Source organism: Paraburkholderia fungorum (genome assembly GCF_902833645.1).
Taxonomy (GTDB): domain Bacteria; phylum Pseudomonadota; class Gammaproteobacteria; order Burkholderiales; family Burkholderiaceae; genus Paraburkholderia; species Paraburkholderia fungorum.
Genome location: NZ_CADFGE010000006.1, coordinates 365,587 through 388,337, shown reverse-complemented (window position 1 = coordinate 388,337; position 22,751 = coordinate 365,587). Strand labels below are relative to the sequence as shown.

At 62.8% G+C, this 22,751-nt stretch carries 15 protein-coding genes and 1 riboswitch; of the genes, 14 read left to right on the top strand and 1 reads right to left on the bottom strand.

Annotated elements, in window-relative coordinates; translation table 11 throughout:
* Positions 1–129: 129 nt before the first annotated feature.
* The 13 genes from HWX91_RS21005 to HWX91_RS20945 all read left to right on the top strand — a co-directional run bounded on the left by HWX91_RS21005 (position 130) and on the right by HWX91_RS20945 (position 21,044).
* Positions 130–339: a hypothetical protein gene (locus tag HWX91_RS21005; RefSeq protein WP_028198716.1), complete on the top strand. Its 210-nt coding sequence runs from the start codon at positions 130–132 to the stop codon at positions 337–339.
* A gap of 245 nt (positions 340–584) precedes the next feature.
* Positions 585–683, top strand: a riboswitch (guanidine-I (ykkC/yxkD leader).
* A 58-nt stretch (positions 684–741) separates the two neighbouring features.
* Positions 742–1,812, top strand: a complete 1,071-nt coding sequence (locus HWX91_RS21000) for a putative urea ABC transporter substrate-binding protein (RefSeq protein WP_028198715.1) — start codon at positions 742–744, stop codon at positions 1,810–1,812.
* Between the two features lie 34 nt (positions 1,813–1,846).
* Positions 1,847–2,662 (top strand): ABC transporter permease, encoded by an 816-nt coding sequence (locus HWX91_RS20995; protein WP_028198714.1) that lies wholly within the window; start codon positions 1,847–1,849, stop codon positions 2,660–2,662.
* Positions 2,659–3,444 carry an ABC transporter ATP-binding protein gene (locus HWX91_RS20990; RefSeq protein WP_028198713.1) on the top strand — a complete coding sequence of 262 codons (786 nt, stop codon included), beginning with the start codon at positions 2,659–2,661 and terminating at the stop codon, positions 3,442–3,444. Before HWX91_RS20995 ends, HWX91_RS20990 begins: the two co-directional genes overlap by 4 nt.
* A gap of 22 nt (positions 3,445–3,466) precedes the next feature.
* Entirely contained in the window at positions 3,467–4,171 is a 705-nt protein-coding gene (locus HWX91_RS20985) for an urea amidolyase associated protein UAAP1 (RefSeq protein WP_028198712.1), read from the top strand.
* 15 nt (positions 4,172–4,186) lie between these two features.
* Positions 4,187–4,828, top strand: coding sequence for an urea amidolyase associated protein UAAP2 (locus tag HWX91_RS20980; protein WP_028198711.1), 642 nt, complete (start codon positions 4,187–4,189; stop codon positions 4,826–4,828).
* A gap of 175 nt (positions 4,829–5,003) precedes the next feature.
* Positions 5,004–8,603 (top strand): urea carboxylase, encoded by a 3,600-nt coding sequence (gene uca, locus HWX91_RS20975; RefSeq protein WP_028198710.1) that lies wholly within the window; start codon positions 5,004–5,006, stop codon positions 8,601–8,603.
* A 19-nt stretch (positions 8,604–8,622) separates the two neighbouring features.
* Positions 8,623–10,428 (top strand): allophanate hydrolase, encoded by a 1,806-nt coding sequence (gene atzF, locus HWX91_RS20970; RefSeq protein ID WP_028198709.1) that lies wholly within the window; start codon positions 8,623–8,625, stop codon positions 10,426–10,428.
* A 665-nt stretch (positions 10,429–11,093) separates the two neighbouring features.
* Positions 11,094–12,341 (top strand): efflux RND transporter periplasmic adaptor subunit, encoded by a 1,248-nt coding sequence (locus HWX91_RS20965; protein ID WP_028198708.1) that lies wholly within the window; start codon positions 11,094–11,096, stop codon positions 12,339–12,341.
* A 15-nt stretch (positions 12,342–12,356) separates the two neighbouring features.
* Positions 12,357–15,506, top strand: a complete 3,150-nt coding sequence (locus HWX91_RS20960) for an efflux RND transporter permease subunit (protein ID WP_028198707.1) — start codon at positions 12,357–12,359, stop codon at positions 15,504–15,506.
* Positions 15,503–18,814 carry an efflux RND transporter permease subunit gene (locus HWX91_RS20955; RefSeq protein ID WP_028198706.1) on the top strand — a complete coding sequence of 1,104 codons (3,312 nt, stop codon included), beginning with the start codon at positions 15,503–15,505 and terminating at the stop codon, positions 18,812–18,814. The genes HWX91_RS20960 and HWX91_RS20955 overlap by 4 nt, the downstream gene beginning before the upstream one ends.
* Positions 18,811–20,355: an efflux transporter outer membrane subunit gene (locus tag HWX91_RS20950; protein WP_042276139.1), complete on the top strand. Its 1,545-nt coding sequence runs from the start codon at positions 18,811–18,813 to the stop codon at positions 20,353–20,355. Before HWX91_RS20955 ends, HWX91_RS20950 begins: the two co-directional genes overlap by 4 nt.
* A 230-nt stretch (positions 20,356–20,585) precedes the next feature.
* Positions 20,586–21,044 carry a YjjA family protein gene (locus HWX91_RS20945; RefSeq protein WP_025496583.1) on the top strand — a complete coding sequence of 153 codons (459 nt, stop codon included), beginning with the start codon at positions 20,586–20,588 and terminating at the stop codon, positions 21,042–21,044.
* A 177-nt stretch (positions 21,045–21,221) separates the two neighbouring features.
* On the opposite strand, the gene HWX91_RS20940 is transcribed toward HWX91_RS20945, so the two are convergent.
* Positions 21,222–21,620, bottom strand: coding sequence for a MerR family transcriptional regulator (locus HWX91_RS20940; protein WP_028198705.1), 399 nt, complete (start codon positions 21,618–21,620; stop codon positions 21,222–21,224).
* An 86-nt stretch (positions 21,621–21,706) separates the two neighbouring features.
* Between HWX91_RS20940 and HWX91_RS20935 the strand changes: the two genes are divergently transcribed.
* Positions 21,707–22,615: an alpha/beta fold hydrolase gene (locus HWX91_RS20935; protein WP_028198704.1), complete on the top strand. Its 909-nt coding sequence runs from the start codon at positions 21,707–21,709 to the stop codon at positions 22,613–22,615.
* Positions 22,616–22,751: the final 136 nt, after the last annotated feature.

Sequence of the window (22,751 nt, the reverse complement as noted above, 5' to 3'; positions counted from 1 at the left end):
GCCGGATACTGACTTTGCCCGCGTTGTCTCCTCTGCGGGTGCATCAGTTTCGGCCCGCCTCGGGCGGGCCTCTTTTGAGCAATGCGTGCGAACGCTTGCCAATGAAGATGATGTAAATCCGGAGGCGCCATGGAAATCTGCGACGGATGCGCCAACATTGACGGCCGCCCCGTGGGTGTCGAGGGACACGAAGGCATCACTTTGATTGGTGTGGCGGAATGCAACGGTGCGCTCGCGCTCGAACATTATCGCTGCGACAAATGCCGGGCGATTATTGCCAGACGATTCGTGGGCCAGTGCGATGAGCGTGTCTGGAGCGTAATCGAAGCCGCACGGTAGCAATCCCGTCCAGCCTTTCCGGCGGATCGATCAGGAACGTCTGGCAAGTCCGCCACACGATCACCAAGCCCGGGCAATCAATGCACGAACCAGGTGCGAGTCCGCTACGCGCGGATGCACGCCGTCACCGGCGCGGTGCAAAAAACTGCCGCGCCGCGCCGGAATGCGGCAATTCCTGTTTGGCACGCTTCTCGCTAATAAGGGAGTGCAAGGAGCCGGCGCAATCCGGTTTAACACACAATCTGGAAATGGACGGCTAGGGTTCCGGCCTGCTTCAAGCAGGTGCTGGTCCGAGAGCTGTCGACCTCGGTGAGGTTACACGGCGGGATAAAAGCCCGGGAGAGAACGCGATGTTTGCGCTGCTCCCTGCCGTCGCTAACCGTCCCTTCCGAGGTCAACCTCATGCGTAAGCTCGTTCGCTTTCTCAGCATCGCCGCGGTCTCTCTCGCCGCCTTCACCTCCACTCCTTCGTTTGCCGCCGGACGCACCGACTTCAAGGTCTGCTGGACCATCTACGCGGGCTGGATGCCGTGGGGTCAGGCGAAAACCCAAGGCATCGTCTCCAAATGGGCCAGGAAATACGGCATCAATGTCGATGTCGTGCAACTGAACGACTACGTCGAATCCATCAATCAGTACACCGCCGGCAAGTTCGACGGCTGCGCGATGACCAACATGGACGCGTTGACCATCCCAGCCTCAGGCGGCGTGGATTCGACTGCGCTGATCGTCAGCGACTATTCGAACGGCAACGATGGCGTGCTCGTCAAGGGCAAAGGCAAACAGATCTCCGACCTGAAGGGTCAGCAGATCAATCTGGTCCAGTTCTCGGTATCGCACTACCTGCTTGCACGCGCCCTCGAAAGTGCGCATATGAGCGAGCGCGACCTCAAGGTAGTCAACACCTCCGACGCCGACATCTCCGGTGCGTTCGCCACGCCCGCCGTCCACAACGCAGTGACGTGGAACCCGATGCTTGCCGAACTGAAGGCGCAGCCGAACGTCACCGAAGTCTTCGACTCGAGCAAGATTCCCGGTGAAATCATGGACATGATGGTCGTCAATACGAAGACCCTGAACGACAACCCGGCGCTCGGCAAGGCGTTGACGGGCGCATGGTTCGAGATGGTCGCGTTGATGCGGGCCAATAACGCCGACAGTACCGCCGCGCTCACCGCGATGGCGAAGGCATCGGGCACCGATCTCGCGGGCTTCAAGGGGCAACTGTCGACCACCGCGCTGTTCTATACGCCGCAGGCCGCGGTCGATTTCGTCACCAGCCCCAACCTGCCGAAGATCATGACGCGCGTCGCGAAGTTCTCGTTCGATCACGGTCTGCTCGGACAGGACGCGAAAAGCGCGGACGTGGTCGGCATGGCGTTCGACAAGGGTGTCGTGATCGGCAACAAGGGCAACGTCAAGTTGCGCTTCGATCCGACCTACGTGGAAATGGCCGCGGCCGGCAAGCTCTGAGTCGAACAACACGTACTTCATCCGGCAGGCACCCATGAGACTCATCAATCGACACCCCAGCCGAAGCGGCGGCCTTATGCTGCTGTTGCTGCCGTTCATCGTGCTGATGGCGGTTTACTTCACCGGGTCGTCGATGCGGCTCAAGCTCAATCCCGATGACAAGCTGCTGCCGAGCGCCACGCAAATGAGCGACGCCATCAAGGAGGTCGCCTTCAATGAGGACAAGCGCACGGGCGAGTATCTGCTGTGGGCCGATACGGTATCGAGCTTGAGACGGCTCGGTATCGGCCTCGTTGTGAGCGCCTTAATTGCCTTGGTGGCGGCCATCGCGACCGGCTCGTTTCCGCTGGTAGGCGCGACGTTCTCACCGTTCATCACGGTGATCTCGATGATTCCGCCGCTCGCCGTGCTGCCGATCCTGTTCATCGTGTTTGGGCTCGACGAATTGTCGAAGGTCGTCCTGATCGTGGTCGGCATCACGCCGATGATCATCCGCGATCTGCATGCGCGGGCGCGCGAGATTCCAGCCGAGTTGTGGGTCAAGGCACAGACGCTCGGTGCAACCAGCTGGACCCTGGTTCTGCGCCTCGTGCTGCCGCAACTGCTGCCGCGCTTACTGGTGGCAATGCGTCTCGCGCTGGGCTCAGCATGGCTGTTTCTTATCGCAGCGGAAGCGATCGCTTCGACAGATGGTCTCGGCTACCGCATCTTTCTCATGCGTCGCTACCTGGCAATGGACGTGATTCTGCCTTACGTCGCGTGGATCACGCTGCTCGCGTGGCTCATCGACGAGCTGCTGCGCCGCCTCACGCAATGGTCGTTCCCCTGGTACGGCGGAGGCGCACGATGATCGAAGTTCGTAACGTCTGGAAGGAATACGGCGATCAGGTCGTGCTCGAACGGTTGAACCTGCGTGTCGAAGAAGGCGAGTTCTGTTCGATGGTCGGCGCATCGGGCTGCGGCAAGTCCACATTCCTGAGGCTATTGCTCGGTCAGGAGCGCGCGACGCGCGGCGAAATTCTGCTCGATGGCGAGCCCTTGCCGGCTGAACCCGATGAACATCGCGGCGTGGTGTTTCAGCGCTATTCGGTATTCGATCATCTGAGTGTGGTTCGCAATGTGATGCTCGGACTCGAATTGCGTCGCGCGAAATTCACGGGCCGTCTATTCGGTGCGCAGCGACGCGCCGCGCGCGATGAAGCCGTCGCGATGCTCAAACGCGTAGGCCTTGGTGCGGCGTTGGATAAATTTCCGCAGCAACTATCGGGCGGCATGCAACAACGTCTCGCGATTGCCCAGGCGCTGATGATGAAGCCACGCGTATTACTGCTCGATGAACCATTCGGCGCGCTCGATCCCGGCATCCGCAAGGACATGCACGACTTGCTGCTCAGCTTATGGCGCGAATCGAAGCTGACGATTTTCATGGTCACCCACGACCTGAAGGAAGGCTTCACGCTCGGCAGCCGCGTACTGGTGTTCGACAAGGTCCGCGTCGACCCTCAAGCGCCGGGCGCCTACGGTGCGCGCATCACCTACAACATTCCGCTCGACCACAGCCGCGACTCCAGGTCGTCCATTCACATGGCCCAAGCCGTCGTGGAAGGCGCATCGCGTGTCGAAACGGTCTGAGCCCAAAGGGAATCTTAAGCACATGGATTTGCTACTCGAAGAAACCGTCCCCGGCGGCGGCCATACCTCGCTGATTGTCAAGCGCGGCCAGTCGTTGCGCATCACCGACCTGCGCGGCGGCGCGAACGCCAGCGTCCTGCTGATCAACGCATCCGAGAAAAGCGAACGGCTCAATCTGCCCGATACGCTCAAATGTCAGCACACGGCGAAACTGACGGCCGGTCATTGTCTGTACTCCGATATGGGCCGTGTGCTCGCCGCAATCGTTACGGATACCTGCGGCTGGCATGACAGTATCGGCGGAGTATCGAATGCAGAGGAAGTATACGAACGCTACGGCGCGGGTCGTTATCAGGAACTGCGCAACGCGTTCTATCGCAACGGCACGGACAACCTGCTGGTCGAAATGGGCAAGTGGGGGCTGGGTATCCCGGACCTGCTGATGACACTCAATCTCTTCAGCCGAGTCGACGTCACCGACGCTGGCACGTTGAATTTCGTTCCAGGCAACTCCAAGGCCGGCGACTATGTCGAGCTGTATGCCCCGATGAACACGCTGGTCGTGCTGACCTCGATCCAGCATCCGCTCGATCCGAACCCGGAATACGCGCCCAGGCCGGTCAAGCTTGCGTTGAGCCACGCGGAGCGCGACGTCGCCGAACTTTGCCGAACCTCATGCGAGGAAAACGTGCGCGGCTTTCTCAACACCGATCGTTTCTTTCTTTGAGCGGAGCCTGACACCATGACCACAACGCTTACCGTCAGCGACAAACGCCCCGAACATGCGGTCTTTCGCGAGACACTCGCGGCCGGCGAACCGTGGCTTCACGAACTGAAAACCGGGCAGACGCTGCGCATTCTCGACCTGGAAGGCAATCAGGCCGTCGATACGCTGTTCTACAGCCTTGCAGATCCGCGCGAGCGTTTCGACCCGCAACGCACGCTGCGCCGCCAAAAAAACCTGTATCTGACGACCGGCACCGTGCTGTATTCGAACCTTGGCAATCCGATGCTGACGATCGTGGCCGACACCTGCGGCCGTCACGATACCCTCGGCGGCGCCTGCGCGCAGGAAAGCAACACGGTTCGCTACGCACTGGAAAAGCGCTACATGCATAGCTGCCGCGACAATTACCTGCGTGCCTGTGCGCACGACGGACGTTTGTCGAAGCGGGATATCGGCGCGAACATCAACTTCTTCATGAACGTGCCCGTGACATCAGAGGGCGGTCTTACATTCGAAGACGGCATCTCGGCACCGGGCAAGTATGTCGAATTGCACGCGGAAATGGACGTGATCGTACTGATCTCCAACTGCCCGCAGTTGAACAATCCGTGCAACGCCTATAACCCGACGCCCGCGGAGTTGCTGATATGGAACTGAAGCGTATCCGCAACTGGCTTTACTTCGTCCTGCTGGTTCGCTCCGGACGACATTGCACCCGCACGCGCGAGCAACTGACTCACGCACATCGCTGACACGGACCTCTGCCGCGGACGACCGCGGCATGCAATCCCCACGTGGCGGGACGACCCGCCCATGAATCCAGTCCCCTCTCATGTTCGAGAAAATCCTGATCGCCAATCGTGGTGCCATTGCGTGCCGCATCCTCAGAACGCTGCGTGAACTCGATGTAACCGGCGTCGCCGTCTACGCGGAAGCGGATCGCGCGAGCCTCCATGTGAGCGAGGCGCCCATCGCGCACGGTCTCGGTGACGGTCCGGCTTCCGCCACCTACCTCGACACCGGCAAGATCCTCGAGATCGCCCGCCGCGAAAACGTCCAGGCAATTCATCCGGGCTATGGATTCCTGTCCGAGAATGCGGCCTTTGGCGAAGCGTGCGAGGCAGCGGGCATCGAGTTCATCGGACCGACGCCAGCGCAGTTGCGGGCGTTTGGCCTGAAGCACACGGCCCGCGGGATCGCAGCGGACCAGGGTGTGCCGATGCTCAATGGCACGGGCTTGCTGGACGACCTCGCCGCCGCGCTGGCAGCCGCTGAGTCGATCGGCTACCCCGTGATGCTGAAAAGCACGGCGGGCGGCGGCGGCATCGGCATGCGGGTATGCTGGAACGTCGAAGAACTAAGTGCTCATTTCGAGGTGGTCAAGCGTCTTGGCCAGAACAACTTCAGCGATGCGGGCGTGTTCCTCGAAAAGTACATCGAGCGGGCGCGGCATCTGGAAGTGCAGGTATTCGGCGACGGCCGCGGCGACGCGATCGCGCTCGGCGTGCGCGACTGTTCGGTGCAGCGGCGCAACCAGAAGGTACTCGAAGAAACGCCCGCGCCCAATCTGCCGGACGGCATGTCGGCCGCCTTGTGCGAAGCTGCTGTCAAGCTCGCGAAAGCGGTCAGTTACCGCTCCGCCGGCACGGTCGAATTCGTCTACGACAGCGCGGCGCAGCAGTTCTATTTCCTTGAGGTGAACACCCGTCTGCAAGTCGAACACGGCGTGACCGAGCAGGTCTGGGGTGTGGATCTGGTGCGCTGGATGATCGAACTGGCGGCGGGCACCCTCGCGCCGTTGCAGGAACTCGCCGCGGGTTTGAAGCCGCAGGGGCACGCGATTCAGGCACGGCTCTATGCCGAGGACCCGGGCCGCGATTTCAAGCCGAGCCCGGGCCTGCTGACCGATGTCGCGTTTCCGCGCGCCGACGGACGTTCGCTGCGCATCGATACGTGGATCGAGGCCGGCTGCGAAGTACCGCCCTACTTCGACCCGATGCTTGCCAAGGTGATTGCCTGGTCGCCAACGCGCGACGCGGCGCGCCACGCGCTCGCTGACGCGTTGCAGAATACGCGCCTCTATGGCGTGGAGACGAACCGCGACTATCTGCGGCAGATTCTCGACGATCACCCTTTTGCGTCGGGCGAGCCGTGGACGCGCTGCCTCGAAGGTCTGAAGTACCGGGCGAGCACGCTCGAAGTGATCAGCGCCGGCACGCAGACAACCGTGCAGGATTATCCCGGCCGCCTTGGCTATTGGGCGGTCGGCATTCCGCCATCCGGTCCGATGGACGACCGTGCGCTGCGGCTCGGCAACCGCCTGCTTGGCAACGGCGCCGACGCTGCCGCGCTCGAGATTACGATGAGTGGGCCGACCTTGCGGTTTAACACGGACGCGGTCGTCGCCGTGACCGGCGCGAATCTGCCCGTGCTGCTCGACGATATCGAACAGCCGTTGAACACGACCCTGCTGGTTGCCGCCGGCTCGACGCTCGCACTCGGCACCATTCGTGGTGCGGGCGCGCGGGCCTATCTGTGCGTGCGCGGCGGCTTCGACGTCGCGCTGTATCTCGGCAGCCGCAGCACCTTCACGCTCGGCCAGTTCGGCGGGCATGGCGGACGAGCGCTGCGAGCGGGCGATGTGCTGCATCTTCAGCCGTTGCAGGACGTGCATGTGGGCGCAGTACTCGCTAACCTTCCAGCACTGGAAACCGTGCGCACGCTGCGGGTGATATATGGACCGCATGGCGCGCCGGAGTACTTCAGCCCGCGTTATGTCCAGCAGTTTTTTGACACCGAATGGGAGATCCATTTCAACTCCAGCCGCACCGGCGTGCGTCTGATCGGACCGAAGCCCGAGTGGTCGCGCGAGGACGGCGGCGAGGCGGGACTGCATCCATCGAACATTCACGACAACCCCTATGCGGTCGGTGCGGTCGATTTCACCGGCGACATGCCGGTGATTCTCGGCCCCGATGGTCCGAGCCTTGGCGGTTTCGTCTGTCCGGTGACGATCATCGAGGCGGATCTCTGGCAAATCGGCCAGTTGAAGGCCGGTGACAAGGTGCGCTTCGTGCCGGTGCAGATCGACGCCGCGCGTGAGGTTGCACGCCAACGTCTGCGTGAACTGGAAACGCTCGAATTCGAGTCGCAAGCGGCATTCACGAAGGCCGCGGCGCTCACCTCGCCTATCGTCCTCGAAACCGGTGCGGATCGCGAACGGCTCGTCGCGCGGGTTTCCGGTGACACGCATCTGCTGCTCGAAATCGGTCCGACGGAGCTCGATCTCGCATTGCGTTTCCGGGGACACGCGCTGATGCAGTCGCTCGAAGCGATGGCACTCACCGGCGTGATCGACCTGACACCTGGCATCCGCTCGCTGCAGATTCACTATCAGCCTGAAAGCCTGCCGCTTGCGCAGTTGCTCGCGATCGTCGAGCGCGCATGGCAGGACGTGCTGTTGCAGAAGAATTTGCGTGTACCGTCGCGGATCGTGCATTTGCCGCTGTCGTGGGACGATCCCGCGTGCCGTCTCGCGATCGACAAATACATGACCACGGTGCGCAAAGACGCGCCCTGGTGTCCCAGCAATCTCGAGTTTATCCGCCGCATCAACGACCTCGATTCGATCGATGCGGTCAAACAGATCGTCTTCGATGCGAGCTATCTCGTGATGGGGCTCGGCGACGTGTATCTCGGCGCGCCCGTCGCGACGCCGCTCGATCCTCGCCACCGGCTGGTGACGACCAAATACAACCCGGCGCGTACGTGGACGGCGGAGAACTCGGTCGGCATCGGCGGCGCGTATCTATGCGTGTACGGGATGGAGGGGCCAGGCGGTTATCAGTTCGTCGGCCGCACATTGCAGATGTGGAATCGCTATCGCGAAGTCGCGGATTTCGCGGGACGCCCTTACCTGCTGCGTTTCTTCGACCAGATCCGTTTCTACGAAGTCCCTGCCGATGAGTTGCTGCGCATCCGTGCGGACTTCCCGCTCGGACGCTATCCGTTGAAGATCGACGAGACCGAGTTGTCGCTGGCCGACTATCAAACGTTTCTCACGCGTGAATCCGCCGGCATCCAGCAATTCCGCGCGCGCCAGCAAGCCGCGTTTCAAGCCGAACGCGAGCGCTGGCGCGAAGGGGGAACCACGGACGAGAGTTTCGACGCCCCGGTCGTCGAGAGCGCGGAACTGGCACCGTTGCAAGACGGTGAAATTGCGGTGGACAGCGAAATTGCCGGCAGCCTCTGGCAAGTGCGGGTGTCGCCCGGCGATAGGGTCGAGGCAGGCGACGTGCTGCTTATCATCGAGTCGATGAAAATGGAGATCTCCGTGTGCGCGCCGTATGCGGGAATAGTCAATGAGATTCACGTGGCGCCCGGTTCGCCGGTGCGCGCCGGGCAGCGCGTTGCCGTCATCAAACGTCTTTGACTATTCGGAGAAAACACTCATGTCTTCATTCGATCTGCGCCTGTCCACGCTGCGCGCCGCTTACCGCACCGGAACGCATACGCCGCGCAAGCTGATCGGCGAGTTGCTGACGAAAGCCGCCGCACTGAATCCCGAGTTTCATCTGTTCATCCGCCTTCTGAGCGAAGCCGAAGTCGCGCCGTATCTGGATTGGCTGGAAACGCAGGATATCGAAGCATTGCCGCTTTATGGCGTTCCGTTCGCGATCAAGGACAACATCGATCTGGCCGGCATTCCGACAACGGCCGCGTGCCCCGCGTTCGCCTATACACCGGCCGAGTCGGCGACACTCGTCGCCCAGTTGATCGCGCTAGGCGCCGTGCCGCTCGGCAAGACCAATCTCGATCAGTTCGCCACTGGCCTGAACGGTACGCGTTCACCGTACGGCAAGTGCCGTAACAGCGTGCATCCTGACTATCCGTCGGGCGGGTCGAGCGCGGGGTCGTCGCTAGCCGTCGCACTGGGCGTCGCGAGCTTCGCGCTCGGCACAGATACCGCAGGTTCGGGTCGTGTGCCGGCAGGCCTGAACAACCTCGTTGGACTCAAGGCGAGCAAAGGCCTGCTGTCGACCGCCGGTGTCGTGCCGGCCTGCCGCACGCTCGATTGCGTGACCTACTTCACCGCAACCGCGCAGGAAGCCAGCGAACTGCTCGCACTGACCGCCCAGATCGATCCCCGCGATGCATACAGCCGCAAAAACCCGCAATGGAACGACGCACGCGCGTTCGGCAGGCTCGCTACGTTCCGGTTCGGCGTGCCGTCGCAACTCGAATTCGCGGGCTGCGCGGAAAGCCCGGCATTGTTTGCAAAGGCTCGCGCGATGCTCGAAGCGGCGGGCGGTGAAGCCGTCCAAATCGACTTCGCGCCATTCGTCGAAGCGGCAAACCTGCTTTACGAAGGCCCTTGGGTCGCGGAGCGCTACAGCGTCGTGGACGAGTTGCTGGAAGCGAACCCGGAGGCCGTATTGCCGGTTATTCGCGATGTGCTGGCGAAGGCGCCGGGGGCCACCGCCGTCGAACTTTTTCGTGCGCAATATCGCCTGCAGGCATTGAAGGCGATCTGCGATGCGGCGCTTGAACCGCTCGACTTCGTTCTCACACCGACGTATCCGCGGCCCGTTACGCTGGCGGAGCTTGAGCGCGATCCCATCCGGCCAAATTCGTTACTCGGCTACTACACGAACTTCATGAATCTGCTCGACTATGCCGCCGTCGCGACGCCGACCGGGTTCATGGCGAATGGTCTGCCATGGGGTGTCACGGTGTTCGGCCGCGCGTTCACGGATCAATATCTGCTGAGCGTGGCGGACACATTGCAGCGAATGAGCGGAATTGAATGTGTCGGCGGCAGCAAATCCGATGCGAACGATAGGCCTCGGGCGAACAACGATCGCGTGAAGGTGGCGGTGTGCGGCGCGCATATGCAGGGTTTGCCGCTCAATCGTGACCTGGTAAGCCGTGGCGCGCGCCTCGTAGAGGCTACGCACACTGCGCCGCATTATCGGTTGTCTGCGCTGGCTGCCGCACCGGATAGCACAAGACGCCCTGGAATGCGGCGAGTGTCAGACGGCGGCACGGCGATCGCAATTGAGGTCTGGGAAATGCCCAGCCTGGAATTAGGTTCGTTCATCGCGACCATTCCCTCTCCGCTTGCGCTGGGGAAGATTGAACTGTCAGATGGCCAGTGGGTGACGGGGTTCGTGTGCGAGTCGTATGGGCTGGAATCCGGGGCCGATATCACGGAGTTTGGCGGCTGGCGAGCATGGCTCGCCAGCCTATCCCGGTAGTCATCGGACGCCTGCCGGACGTAGAGGCGTCAGCTGCAAAGCGCAATGCAGCAACCCAAACTTGACCGCTGGTGCGAAGTCCGGGTTCCGGCCCGGCATTTCGAACAATTACATAAAGCCTTCACCAGCATGACCACTCGCCTTCACTCCCGCCAAAAACCAACCCTCCGCTCAGCCGTTCGTTGACGCCGATTGCGGGCCGACAGATACCCACAGGGTCTTTCGCCCCGAAACATGTTTCACGTTGGTAACTCAAACTTTGGACGTACCCGGTACATTGGCGCATACCCATTGTCCATCCGCTTCCACCAACGCAAACATGAGCAATACACGGTCTGTCAGCAGGGCGCTCGCGGCAGTCGGCGGCGCGCCGTTCACTCGATCCCGAGAAGACGCTTCGACAAATCATTACAGCCGGTTTCACAGCATATTGGTTCTGACCGACCGGTTCGACGCGCCATGACTCCGTTACGGCGCCCTATGCCGGTTACGACGTTATGCATTTTGCGCGCCCCGTCTTGCTTTCAATTGGATAACGTCATGCAGAAAAAACATTGAGTTGTGACAACACGCAAGAACCATGGCATGTTCCCAAAATCCTGGCAGAGAATGACTCCCCATCCGACCATCAACGGCAGTATCTGTTTTCGTTTTCGGAGATACCTATGAGCGAAGCCGTGTCCACGCAACCCAGGCGCTCCCGACGCGGGCTCATTCTGTTTGCGCTTATCGTGCTGGTGCTGATCGCGGTTGTCGTTGTTCACCTGTTGACGCGCAAGAAGCCCTCGCGCGAAGTCGCGCCGATCGTCGTCACCGTGGCGAGCGCGACACTCGGTTCGATGCCGGTCACGTTGAGCGAACTCGGCACGGTTACACCCACCGCCACCGTGACCGTGCTGCCACAACTGAGCGGCTACCTCACGGAGGTCGGTTATCACGAGGGCCAGGAAGTCCAGAAAGGCCAGTTCCTCGCCCAGATCGACCCGCGCCAGTATCAGATCAGCAAGCAGCAGGCTCAGGCGGCACTCGCCAAAGACCGCGCGTCGCTCGCCCAGGCGCGCGCCGATCTTGCCCGCTACACGCAGTTGAACGAGCGCAAGTCGATCGCGCAGCAGACCTTCGAGGATCAGAAGTTCCTCGTGCAGCAGGACGAGGCCGCGGTCCAGTCCGATCTCGCCAACATCGCCCAGTTCGACCTCGACCTGACCTATTGCCGCATCACCGCGCCGGTCGCCGGCAAGGTCGGCCTGCGTCTCGTCGACCCGGGCAACTACGTAACCGCGTCGTCGTCGACGGGGATCGTCGTCATCACCACCGTCAAGCCAACTACCGTGCAGTTCACGGTGCCGCAGGACTCGCTCGCCTCGATCGTGCAGCGCCTGAATGGCGGCGCAAAATTGCCGGTCACCGCCTATAGCAGCGACAACGCGCGCGAGATCGCCACAGGCGCGCTTTACGCGGTCAGCAACCAGATGGCCACCTCGACCGGCACCGTCACCTTACGCGCCACGTTCCCCAACGACGACGAAGCGCTATTCCCCAACGAGTTCGTCAACGTCAAGCTGCTGGTCGACACGCTGCAGAATGCCGTGCTGGTGCCGACCCCAGCCGTGCAAACCGGTGCGCCGGGCGACTTCGTCTATCTGGTCAACGCGAACAACACCGTCTCCGTGCATAAAGTGAAGCTCGGCCCGAGCGACGGCAAGAACACGGTCATTCTCTCGGGCCTCGCCCAGGGGAACCAGGTGGTCACGGACGGCACCGACCGCCTGAACGACGGCGCCAAAATCCAGGCGGCCAAGCCGAAGCCCGCGGCGGCCAAGCCAGCGTCCGGCGCCGCCGCCGCGGAACCTGCTACCTCCGAACCCGCTGCCGCCTCGGCCGCGGCGTCGGCCAATGCGGCTTCGTCGTAGCAGGTTCGCGCGCCGATGAATATTTCCCGCCTGTTCATTCTTCGACCGGTCGCCACGCTGCTGCTGATGATCGCCCTCGTGCTGGTGGGCCTCGTCGCCATGCGCGTGCTGCCGGTTTCATCGCTGCCCAACGTCGACTATCCGACCATCCAGGTGCAGACGTTCTATCCGGGCGCGAGTCCGGACGTGATGGCCACCACAGTCACGGCGCCGCTCGAAGTGCAACTGGGCGAAATCCCCGGCTTGCAACAGATGACCTCGTATAGCTCGGAGGGCGCGTCGGTCATCACGCTGCAGTTCGATCTCTCGCTCGACCTCGACATCGCGCAGCAGAACGTCCAGCAGGCTATCAATGCTGCGAACAGCTACCTGCCCTCCGGCCTGCCCGCGCCGCCGACGTATGCCAAGGTCAATCCGGCCGACCAGCCGATCCTGACGCTGGCGGTCACGTCGAAATCGATGTCGTTGACCCAACTCGAGGATGTCGCCAACAACCGTCTCGGCACCAAGATTTCCGAAGTGTCGGGCGTGGGCGTGGTGACCACGAGCGGTGGCAATGTGCCGGCCATCCGCGTCGAAGCGGACCCGCACAAGCTGGCCGCCTACGGCCTGAATATCGACGATCTGCGCACGCTGCTCAGCTATGTCAACGTCAGCCAGCCGAAGGGCAATTTCGACGGTCCCGACCTCGATTACACGATCAACGGCAACGATCAGATCAGCGATCCGAAGGACTATCTGAACACGGTGATCGCCTACCAGAACGGCGCCCCGGTGTTCATGCGCGACGTCGCGCGGGTCAGTCAGGCGGCCCAGGACGTCGAACGCGGCGCCTGGTACAACGGCTCGCCGGCCATCGTGCTCAACGTCCAGCGGCAACCGGGTGCGAACGTGATCGCCACCGTCAACCAGATCATGAAGCAGCTGCCGCAGCTCGAATCCACGCTGCCGGCCGGCATGAAGGTGACCGTGGTGTCGGACAGCACGGGTGTGATCCGCTCGTCGGTTGCCGACGCGGCGCTCGAACTGATTCTCGCCATCGTGCTGGTGGTCGCGGTGATCTTCGTGTTCCTGCGCAATGTGCCCGCCACGCTCATCCCGAGCGTCTCGGTGCCGGTGTCGCTGATCGGCACCCTGGCGGTGATGTATCAGTTGAACTACTCGATCGACAACCTCTCGCTGATGGCGCTCATTATCGCCACCGGCTTCGTGGTCGACGACTCGATCGTGATGATCGAGAACGTCGTGCGCTATCTGGAGGAAGGCAAGACACCGCTCGAAGCCGCGCTGGAAGGCGCGGGTCAGATCGGTTTCACGATTCTGTCGCTGACCATCTCGCTGATCGCCGTGCTGATTCCGCTGCTCTTCATGGGCGGTGTGATCGGCCGCCTGTTCAGCGAATTCGCGGTGACGCTCGCCGTCACCATCGTGATCTCCGCGATCGTTTCGCTGACCGTGGTGCCGATGCTCTGTGCGCGCATGTTGCGCGCGCAGGCCGACCGCCATCCGAGCCGCTTCGAGCGGATCAGCGAAGGCCTGTTCGACAAGACACTCGGCGCCTATGAACGCGGCCTGCGCTGGGTGCTGGATCACCAGGTGCTGACGCTCGTCGTGGCCATCGGCACCGTGGTGCTGACCGGCATTCTGTACGTGGTGATTCCGAAGGGGCTCTTTCCGGTGCAGGACGTCGGCGTGATCGAGGGGATCAGCGTGGCCGACAACTCGGTGTCGTACGCGGCGATGGTGAACCGCCAGGGCGCGCTCGCCGATGCGATCCTGAAAGACCCGGATGTCGTCTCGCTGACCTCCTACGTGGGTATCGACGGCACGAACTCGACGCTGAACAACGGCCGCTTCCTGATCAATCTTCGCGATCACGACAAGCGCTCCGACACCGCGCAGGAGATTGCCCGGCGCCTGCAACAGGAAGTCGCGCAAGTGCCGGGCGTCAGGCTCTACATGCAGCCCGAACAGGACCTGACGCTCGACACCACAGTCTCGCCGAACCAGTACAGCTTCGTGCTGCGCGGACCGAGCCAGCAGGCGTTCCAGAAGTACGTGCCGGAACTGGTCGCGAAGCTCAAGCAGATCCCGTCGCTCGCCGACGTGCAAAGCGACATGAATAGCGACGGCCTGAGCGTGAACGTCGAAGTCAACCGGCAACTGGCGGCACGCTTCGGCATTACGCCCGCGACGATCGACAACGCGCTCTACGACGCGCTCGGCCAGCGGATCGTCTCGACCATCTTCGAGCAGTCGAGCCAGTACCGCGTGATTCTCGTCGCCAAACCGGAGTCGCTGCCGAACGTGCAGTCGATCGGCAACCTGTATCTGCCGAGTCAGACCAGCAGCACGGGCCAGGTGCCGCTGTCGGGTATCGCAAAGATCCAGATCACGAAGTCGCCGCTTGTAATCAGCCATCTGGCGCAGTTCCCGTCGGTCACGATCTCGTTCAATCTCGCGAAGGATGCGTCGCTGAGCACGGCGGTCAAGGCGATCCATCAAGCCGAACAATCGGTGCATCTGCCGCCGTCGATCACCTCGTCGCTGCAGGGCGCGGCGCAGGCCTTCGAAGACTCGCTGTCGAGCGAGGTCTATCTGCTGATCGCGGCACTGGTGGCGGTGTATATCGTGCTCGGCGTGCTGTACGAGAGCTTCATCCATCCGGTGACGATTCTGTCCACCCTGCCCTCGGCGGGTATCGGCGCACTGCTCGCGTTGATGATCGCCGGGAGCGACCTGGATGTGATCGGCATCATCGGCATCGTGCTGCTGATCGGTATCGTCAAGAAGAACGCCATCATGATGGTGGACTTCGCGCTGGACGCCGAACGCAATCACGGCAAGCCTCCGCGCGAAGCGATCTTCGAGGCGTCGCTGCTGCGTTTCCGGCCGATCCTGATGACGACGCTGGCCGCCATGCTCGGCGCACTGCCGATGCTGCTCGGCTCCGGCACGGGTTCGGAATTGCGGCGGCCGCTGGGGCTCGCCATCATCGGCGGTCTGACGCTGAGCCAGATGCTGACGCTTTTCACCACGCCGGTGATCTATCTGTTCTTCGACAGAATGGCCGAACGCACGAGACGCTGGCGCAACCGCAACAAACCGGACAATTCGGATAAGCCGGAGGATTCGCCTCGCGGCGGCGCGGAGGAAGCGCCTTGAACATCTCGGCGTTATTCATCCGGCGCCCCGTCGCGACCACGCTCCTGGCGATCGCCATTCTGATCTCCGGTGCGCTCGCCTACTTCCGGCTGCCGGTTGCGCCGTTGCCGAACATTGCCTTTCCGGTCATCGTGGTGCAGGCGAACATGGCAGGTGCGAGCCCGGACATCATGGGAACCACGGTGGCCGAGCCGCTCGAGCGGCGGCTCGCCACCATTGCCGACGTCGAAGAACTGACCTCGATCAGCTCCGTCGGCTCGTCGCTGATCGTGGTCGAGTTCGGTTTGAAACGCGACATCAACGGCGCCGCGCGCGACGTCGAAGCGGCTATCCAGGCCGCGCGCGCCGACTTGCCGACCACGCTGCGCAGCAATCCGAGCTATCGCCAGTACAACCCGGCGGATGCGCCGATCATGGTGCTCTCGCTGACGTCCGACACGCTCACCAAGGCACAGCTCTACGATTCCGCCGATTCGGTCATCCAGCAGCAGCTCTCGCAGGTCCAGGGGGTGGGTCAGATCACGCTCGGCGGCGGCGCGCTGCCCTCGGTGCGGGTGGAATTGCAGCCGGGCAAACTGAGCAGCTACGGTATCGGTCTCGAAGACGTACGCGCGGCAATCAGCGCGGCCAACGCCGACAGCGCAAAGGGCCATCTTGACGAGGGCGACCAGCGCTACGTGGTCACCTCGAACGACCAGATCACCCATGCTGCGCCCTACCGCGACCTGGTGGTCGCCTACCGCAACGGCGCGCCGGTGCAATTGCGCGACGTGGCCGAGGTCAGGGATTCGAACGAAAACATCCGCAATGCCGGCCTCTTCAACGGCAAGTCCGCCATTCTCGTGATCGTGTATCCGATGCCTGGCAGCAATGTCGTGAGCACCGTCGCGCAGATCCGCAAGGTCCTGCCGTCGATCGAGGCGACACTGCCAAGCAGCGTGCACGTGGGCGTCGCGATCGACCGCTCGGAATCTGTCAGGGCGTCGGTGGGCGACACGGAGCGCACGCTGTTCATCGCCGTGCTGCTGGTGGTGGGCGTCGTTTTCATTTTCCTGCAATCGCCGCGCGCCACGCTGGTGCCGGCCGTCGCGCTGCCGCTCTCGATCGTGGGCACCTTCGGGCCGATGTACCTGCTCGGCTACAGCATCGACAACCTCTCGCTCATGGCGCTGACCATCGGCACCGGCTTCGTGGTCGACGACGCGGTGGTGGTGCTGGAAAACATCGTGCGTCACATGGAGTTAGGGCTCAGCCCGAAAGAGGCCGCCTTGAAAGGCAGCGGCGAAGTGGGCTTCACCGTAATCTCGATGAGCCTCTCGCTGATCGCGGTGTTCCTCCCCATCATGCTGATGCCGGGCGTGGTCGGCCTGCTGTTCCACGAGTTCGCGGTCACGCTGTCCATCGCGATCCTGATTTCGCTGGTGATTTCGCTGACGGTCACGCCGGCCATGTGCGCCTATGTGCTGAGCCGCGAGAACGCCGGACATTCGAAAGCGCGTTGGGCAATATGGGTCGAAAAGCAGTTCGATCGTTTCAAGGAGGCCTACGCGCGCTCGCTTACTGCAGTCCTGGACCATGCACTGCTGGTCATCCTGCTGCTGGTCGGCCTGCTGGTGGCGAACGTGTTCCTGTTCAAGCTGGTGCCGGCCACCTTCTTTCCCGAGCAGGACACCGGCATCCTGATCGGACAGATCATCGCCGACCAGAGCATCTCCTTTCCGGCGATGCAAAAGAAGCTCACGCAATTGCAGGAGATCGTGCAGAAGGATCCGGCGGTGGCCTCGGTGGCCGGCTTTACGGGCGGCCGCGCGCTCAATACCGCGAACGTGTTCGTCGAACTCAAGCCGCTGGCGGAGCGCCATGCCACGGCCACCGAAGTTGTGAACCGTCTACGGCCCAAACTGAATGCAGTCTCGGGCGCCCGGCTCTTCATGCAGGCGCAGCAGGATCTACGCATCGGCGGTCGGCAATCCGCCGCCGAGTATCAATACACCCTCACCAGCGACGATTCCGCCGCGCTGTTCAAATGGACGCCGCTACTCGTCGCCGCGCTCGGCAAGGAGCACGGGCAGTTGCTCGACGTGAACTCGGACTTGCAGCAAAACGGCCTGCAGACCTACGTCACCATCAATCGCTCGACGGCGGCGCGCTTTGGCTTCGCGCCGAACCAGATCGACAACGTCTTGTATGACGCGTTTGGCCAGCGCACGGTGTCGACCATCTACAACCCGCTGAACCAGTATTTCGTGGTGATGGAAGTGGCGCCGGACTACTGGCAGTACCCGCAAACGCTCAACCAGATTTACCTGAGCACGGCGGCGGGCAACCCCAGCGGCACCGCGGGCACACAGATGCCGGGGGCCACGGTGTCGGGCGTGAAGCTGGCGACCGAGGCCAGCACGACCACGAACGCACTCAACTCGAACGCGCAGGCCAACGCAACCACCAACAGCATCGCCAACAGCAAGGGCGGCAGTTCGACCGGCAGCGCGGACAGTACCTCCGCTGAAACCATGGTGCCGCTGTCGGCGCTGGCTTCGTTCTCGAACAGCCATACATCGACTCAGGTGAACCACCAGAGCGGCCTCGTGGCCGCGACGATTTCGTTCAACCTGCCGGCGGGCGGTTCGCTGAGCAACGCGGCGGTGGCGATCAACAACACGATCCGCGAGATCGGCATGCCCGCGAGCATTCACGGCTCGTTTGCCGGCGCGGCGGCGGCCTACTCCCAGTCGATGGGCACGGTGCCGCTGCTGATTCTGGCCGCACTCGGCGTGGTGTATATCGTGCTCGGCGTGTTGTACGAAAGCTCCATCCACCCGCTGACCATTCTGTCGACGCTGCCGTCCGCGGGCATCGGCGCGACGCTGGCCCTGCTGATTTTCGGCACACCGTTCTCGGTGATCGCGATGATCGGCATCATCCTGCTGATCGGTATCGTCAAGAAGAACGGCATCATGATGGTCGACGTCGCGATCCAGTTGCAACGCAGCGAAGGCATGCCGGCGAAGGAAGCGATCCACTCGGCCGCCGTGGTCCGTCTGCGGCCGATCATGATGACCACGTTCGCGGCCGTGCTCGGCGCGGTGCCGCTCGCTATCGGCATCGGTCAGGGCGCGTCGCTGCGCCAGCCGCTCGGTATCACCGTGATGGGTGGCCTGATCCTGAGCCAGGTCTTTACCCTGTACACGACGCCGGTGATCTACCTCTACCTCGACCGCCTGCGCTTCAGGCTGGTCAGATGGTCCGCGAACCTGCCATGGAATCGCGACACGCAGCAACCCGGACAACCGGATACGAAGGCATGACGATGAAGATTTCCCGTAACCGCTCTGGCCGCTCTGGTCATGTTGGCCTCGTTGGCGTCATTGGCCCACTGCGGCCTCTGGCCGTCGCGACGCTGGCTTTGCTGGCCAGTGCCTGCACGGTCGGCCCGGACTACCACCGCCCGCCGGTCAACGTGGCCGCCACCTACTCGGAGTTGCCGGGCTGGACCCAAGCCGAGCCTTCGGCCGAAAAGCCGAAAGGCGACTGGTGGACGGCCTTCAACGATCCGCTGATGGACCAGCTCGAACCACTGGTGTCGGTATCGAACCAGACCGTGCGCGCGGACTATGCGAACTATCAGGAAGCGCTTGCAGAAGTGCGGTTAGCGCGCGCCAGCCTGTTTCCGACCATCGGCGTAACCGGTTCGGGCACCAAGGCGCGTAGCGCGGTCGGCAATGTGGCGCGCGTGACGAACTCGGGCTCGCTGGAAGGCAACGTCAGCTGGGCACCCGATCTGTGGGGCCAGGTGCGGCGCACGATCGAAGAAAACGCCGCGACGGCGCAAGCGAGCGAAGCGACGCTCGCCAATGCGACGCTCTCCGAGCAAGTGGCGCTGGCCACCGCAATCATCGAACTGCGTACCAGCGACGCCAATATCGACCTTCTGCAGAAGACGGTCGCGGCCTACCAGCACTATCTGGACGTCGTATCCGACCAGGATAAGGCGGGCACCATCGCGCCGTCCGACCTGATCACCGCCCGCACCCAACTCGAGACCGCGCAGTCCAGTCTGATCGCGCTCGGCGTGGCGCGCGCTCAGTACGCGCATGCGATTGCCGTGCTGGTGGGCAAGAATCCGGAAGAACTGTCGATCACGCACAGCACCACCATGCCGACGCTGCCGGGCGTGCCGGTGGGTGTGCCGTCGACGCTGCTCGAACGGCGGCCCGATATCGCCGCGGCCGAGCGCAGGATGGCGGCGCAAAATGCGGCGATCGGCGTGGCCGTATCGGCGTATTACCCGGAGATTTCCCTGTCCGGGCTGGCCGGCTTTACGCAGTCGCCCTTGTCCGGTCTGTTCAAGGTGGGCAACTACGTCTGGTCACTGGGCGGCAGCGCGACCGAAACACTTTTCGACGGCGGCTTGCGCAGCGCCGACGTCGACGCGGCCAAGGCGGCCTACGATTCAGCCGTCGCCACCTACCGGGGCACGGTGTTGACGGCATTCCAGAACGTTGAAGACGATCTGAGCGGGTTGCGAATCCTGGCCGAGCAATCGGTGGTGCTGGAGACGGCCGTGAATGACGCAACCCGTGGCGCCGAGATCGCGTTCAACGAGTATCAGGCCGGGACAGTGGACTACACGACGGTGGCCACCGCGCAGGCCACCCAGTTGAGCACTCAGCAGACCGCGCTGAATGTTCAGGAAACGCGCCTGCTGGACACGGCCTCGCTATTCGGCGATCTGGGCGGCGGCTGGTCGGCGGATCAGTTGCATGATCCGCGGCATCCGGAGAAGCAGACTGCGCCTGCGCAGACCGGCAATGCGGCGGCCGGGAGTGTCGACGCGAGGGCGCAGTGATTTCGCCGTGCTGCGCAGGGCGGCCCCGTCCGCCCTTCACCCCGCGAATGCTTCGGCGCACGCTTGCCGATTGATCGGGCTGCGTGACCGGCCCGCTATGCGCCGTGTTCGAGGCCCCGCTGTCAGGTGATGGATGCATGTTGGATAGCGCGATTGGGGCGCCGAGTCTGCCACGGATGGGAAAAGAACTATAGTAAAGAGGATTTCCAGCCATCCGAAGGAGTTCGAGTATGAAAGCACGTACCTATCGCGCCACCGCTACCGGGATCCTGATCGCCGCGTTGCTACCTGTCTGCGCTGCCCAGGCGCAGCTCGGAAACCTGCTCAACCAGAGCGGAGGCGGCGGGTCGTCCGGTGGCCTGGGGAGCCTTGGCAGCGTGGGCAGTGCCCTGTCGGGTCAGTCATTGACCTCGGGCAGCACAAGCAACGTGGCGGGCGTGCTCGAGTTCTGCATCAAGAACAACTATCTCAACGGCAACAGCGCGTCTTCGGTCAAGGACTCGCTGATGAGCAAGCTTCCCGGCGGCTCCAGTTCAGCCTCGTCCGACAGCGGCTATACCAACGGCGCCAAGGGCATCCTGAGCAGCGGCAATGGCCAGCAACTTGACCTGAGCGGCGGTGGTCTGCAGCAACAGGTCACGAAGCAGGTCTGCGACAAGATTCTCGCCCAAGGCAAATCCCTGCTGTGATCCGGCAGCGGACCATGCTCGTGTCGGCGCGCGTACTCGACAAAGCCGATGGAATGCCCACGCTGCCCAATGTGAAGTTCTACGCGTACGCGAATACGACTTCGGTGGCCGCGCGTGAATTGATCTCCGCGATCGAGAAATCCGGCAGACACACTGGGTTTTCCATGCCTGCGCGCTTCAATCGACCGGCGGAACCGCGCCTTCCGACAAGGTCTTGATGAGCCTGGTGCGACGCCGTTCAAGATCCGCGATCTGACGATCGATAGCGGCGAGGCGTTGCCGCTGAACGTCGGTGATCTGGTCGCACGACCGGGCGCCTTCAATCAACAGCATGCAGTCCGGGAATCCGCGAATATCCTCGATGGTGAAACCGGTCGCGATCATGCGCTGGATCTGCCGGACCTGCGCGACCGCCTTGTCGGGAAACATGCGGTAGCCGTTGCTCGCTCGCACCGATGCGAGCAGACCGTGTTCGTCGTAGTGCCGTATCGACCGCACGCTCGCGCCGGTGCGCTGCGAGAGCTCGCCGATGGTCAGCACGATGGTCGGCAATTCGCGTGCGGGCATCCTGTTCATGAAAAACAGCTTAGCACAAGCCGCTTGACTCTCACATCAGTGTGAGGGTTGAGACTGGCTGAACTGTTCATCGTGAGGACTATGCCATGTGCGCCCGAATTCTCAGTAACGTGTTGATTGCCGCAGTTGCGGCGAGCACCCTCCTCTCGTTCGTACCCGCGGCGGCCGCCGCTTCGACGAACTATATGGTTGCATCGAAGGACGGGGTCAGGCTGGCGGTTCAGGAAACCGGCAACCCCAACGGCCCGCCGGTCATTCTGATCCACGGTCTGCTCGGCAGTCGCCTGAACTGGGACGCGCAGGTGCAAAGCCCCGCATTGCGCGGGTACCGGATCATTACGTACGATCTGCGCGGCCACGGTCTGTCGGACAAGCCAACCGGTGCTGCGCCGTATCACGACGGCCGCCGCTGGGGCGACGACCTCGCGGCGGTGATCAATGGCTCGCATGCGAAGAAACCCGTCGTGGTCGGATGGTCGCTTGGTGGCGTGGTGATATCCAACTACCTCGCAGCCTATGGCGATCGCGCCATCGCCGGCGCCGTGTACGTGGATGGTGTGGTCGAACTGACGCCCAGCCAGCTCGTGGCGCACCCCGAGGTCTACCGGGACATGAACGCCCGTGATCTGAAGACGCATCTCGACGGCGAGCGCAGCTTTGTCGGACTTTGCTTCAACCAGCGGCCTGATGCCGACACGTTCACCCGGCTGCTCGCCACCGCCGCGATGGCGTCCTGGGACATGCAACGAGAAGTCCCTACGATGACGGTATTCGCCGCCGAAGGTCTCGGCAACGCGCATGTGCCATTGCTCTTCCTATACGGCGGCAAGGATTCGCTGGTCGATACCCAAGCGACGCTTGCCCGCGCCACCGCGCTCAATCCCCGCATCGTCAGCAAGGTGTACGCTGAATCAGGCCACGCGCCGTTTATTGAGGAACCCGATCGTTTCAATCGCGACCTGGCCGAGTTCGTCAGAACGGCTACCGGGCAATGAAGACCGAGGTACTGCCCGCCCTTGTGCCTTTGTGCCTTTGCCTCGCGGCGAACCGTCTTGCGGATGCCGGCTAAGCGCCCGGGCGTGAACGATCCTGCATCCGCATGCACCGCCATGGCGCCCATGCCCAGCCGTT

Coding starts and splice junctions, on each gene's coding strand:
- HWX91_RS20935 (WP_028198704.1), top strand. CDS start 21,707: ATGTGCGCCCGAATTCTCAGTAACGTGTTGATTGCCGCAGTTGCGGCG.
- uca (WP_028198710.1), top strand. CDS start 5,004: ATGTTCGAGAAAATCCTGATCGCCAATCGTGGTGCCATTGCGTGCCGC.
- HWX91_RS20995 (WP_028198714.1), top strand. CDS start 1,847: ATGAGACTCATCAATCGACACCCCAGCCGAAGCGGCGGCCTTATGCTG.
- HWX91_RS20950 (WP_042276139.1), top strand. CDS start 18,811: ATGACGATGAAGATTTCCCGTAACCGCTCTGGCCGCTCTGGTCATGTT.
- HWX91_RS20965 (WP_028198708.1), top strand. CDS start 11,094: ATGAGCGAAGCCGTGTCCACGCAACCCAGGCGCTCCCGACGCGGGCTC.
- HWX91_RS20945 (WP_025496583.1), top strand. CDS start 20,586: ATGAAAGCACGTACCTATCGCGCCACCGCTACCGGGATCCTGATCGCC.
- HWX91_RS20990 (WP_028198713.1), top strand. CDS start 2,659: ATGATCGAAGTTCGTAACGTCTGGAAGGAATACGGCGATCAGGTCGTG.
- atzF (WP_028198709.1), top strand. CDS start 8,623: ATGTCTTCATTCGATCTGCGCCTGTCCACGCTGCGCGCCGCTTACCGC.
- HWX91_RS21000 (WP_028198715.1), top strand. CDS start 742: ATGCGTAAGCTCGTTCGCTTTCTCAGCATCGCCGCGGTCTCTCTCGCC.
- HWX91_RS21005 (WP_028198716.1), top strand. CDS start 130: ATGGAAATCTGCGACGGATGCGCCAACATTGACGGCCGCCCCGTGGGT.
- HWX91_RS20985 (WP_028198712.1), top strand. CDS start 3,467: ATGGATTTGCTACTCGAAGAAACCGTCCCCGGCGGCGGCCATACCTCG.
- HWX91_RS20980 (WP_028198711.1), top strand. CDS start 4,187: ATGACCACAACGCTTACCGTCAGCGACAAACGCCCCGAACATGCGGTC.
- HWX91_RS20940 (WP_028198705.1), bottom strand. CDS start 21,620: ATGAACAGGATGCCCGCACGCGAATTGCCGACCATCGTGCTGACCATC.
- HWX91_RS20960 (WP_028198707.1), top strand. CDS start 12,357: ATGAATATTTCCCGCCTGTTCATTCTTCGACCGGTCGCCACGCTGCTG.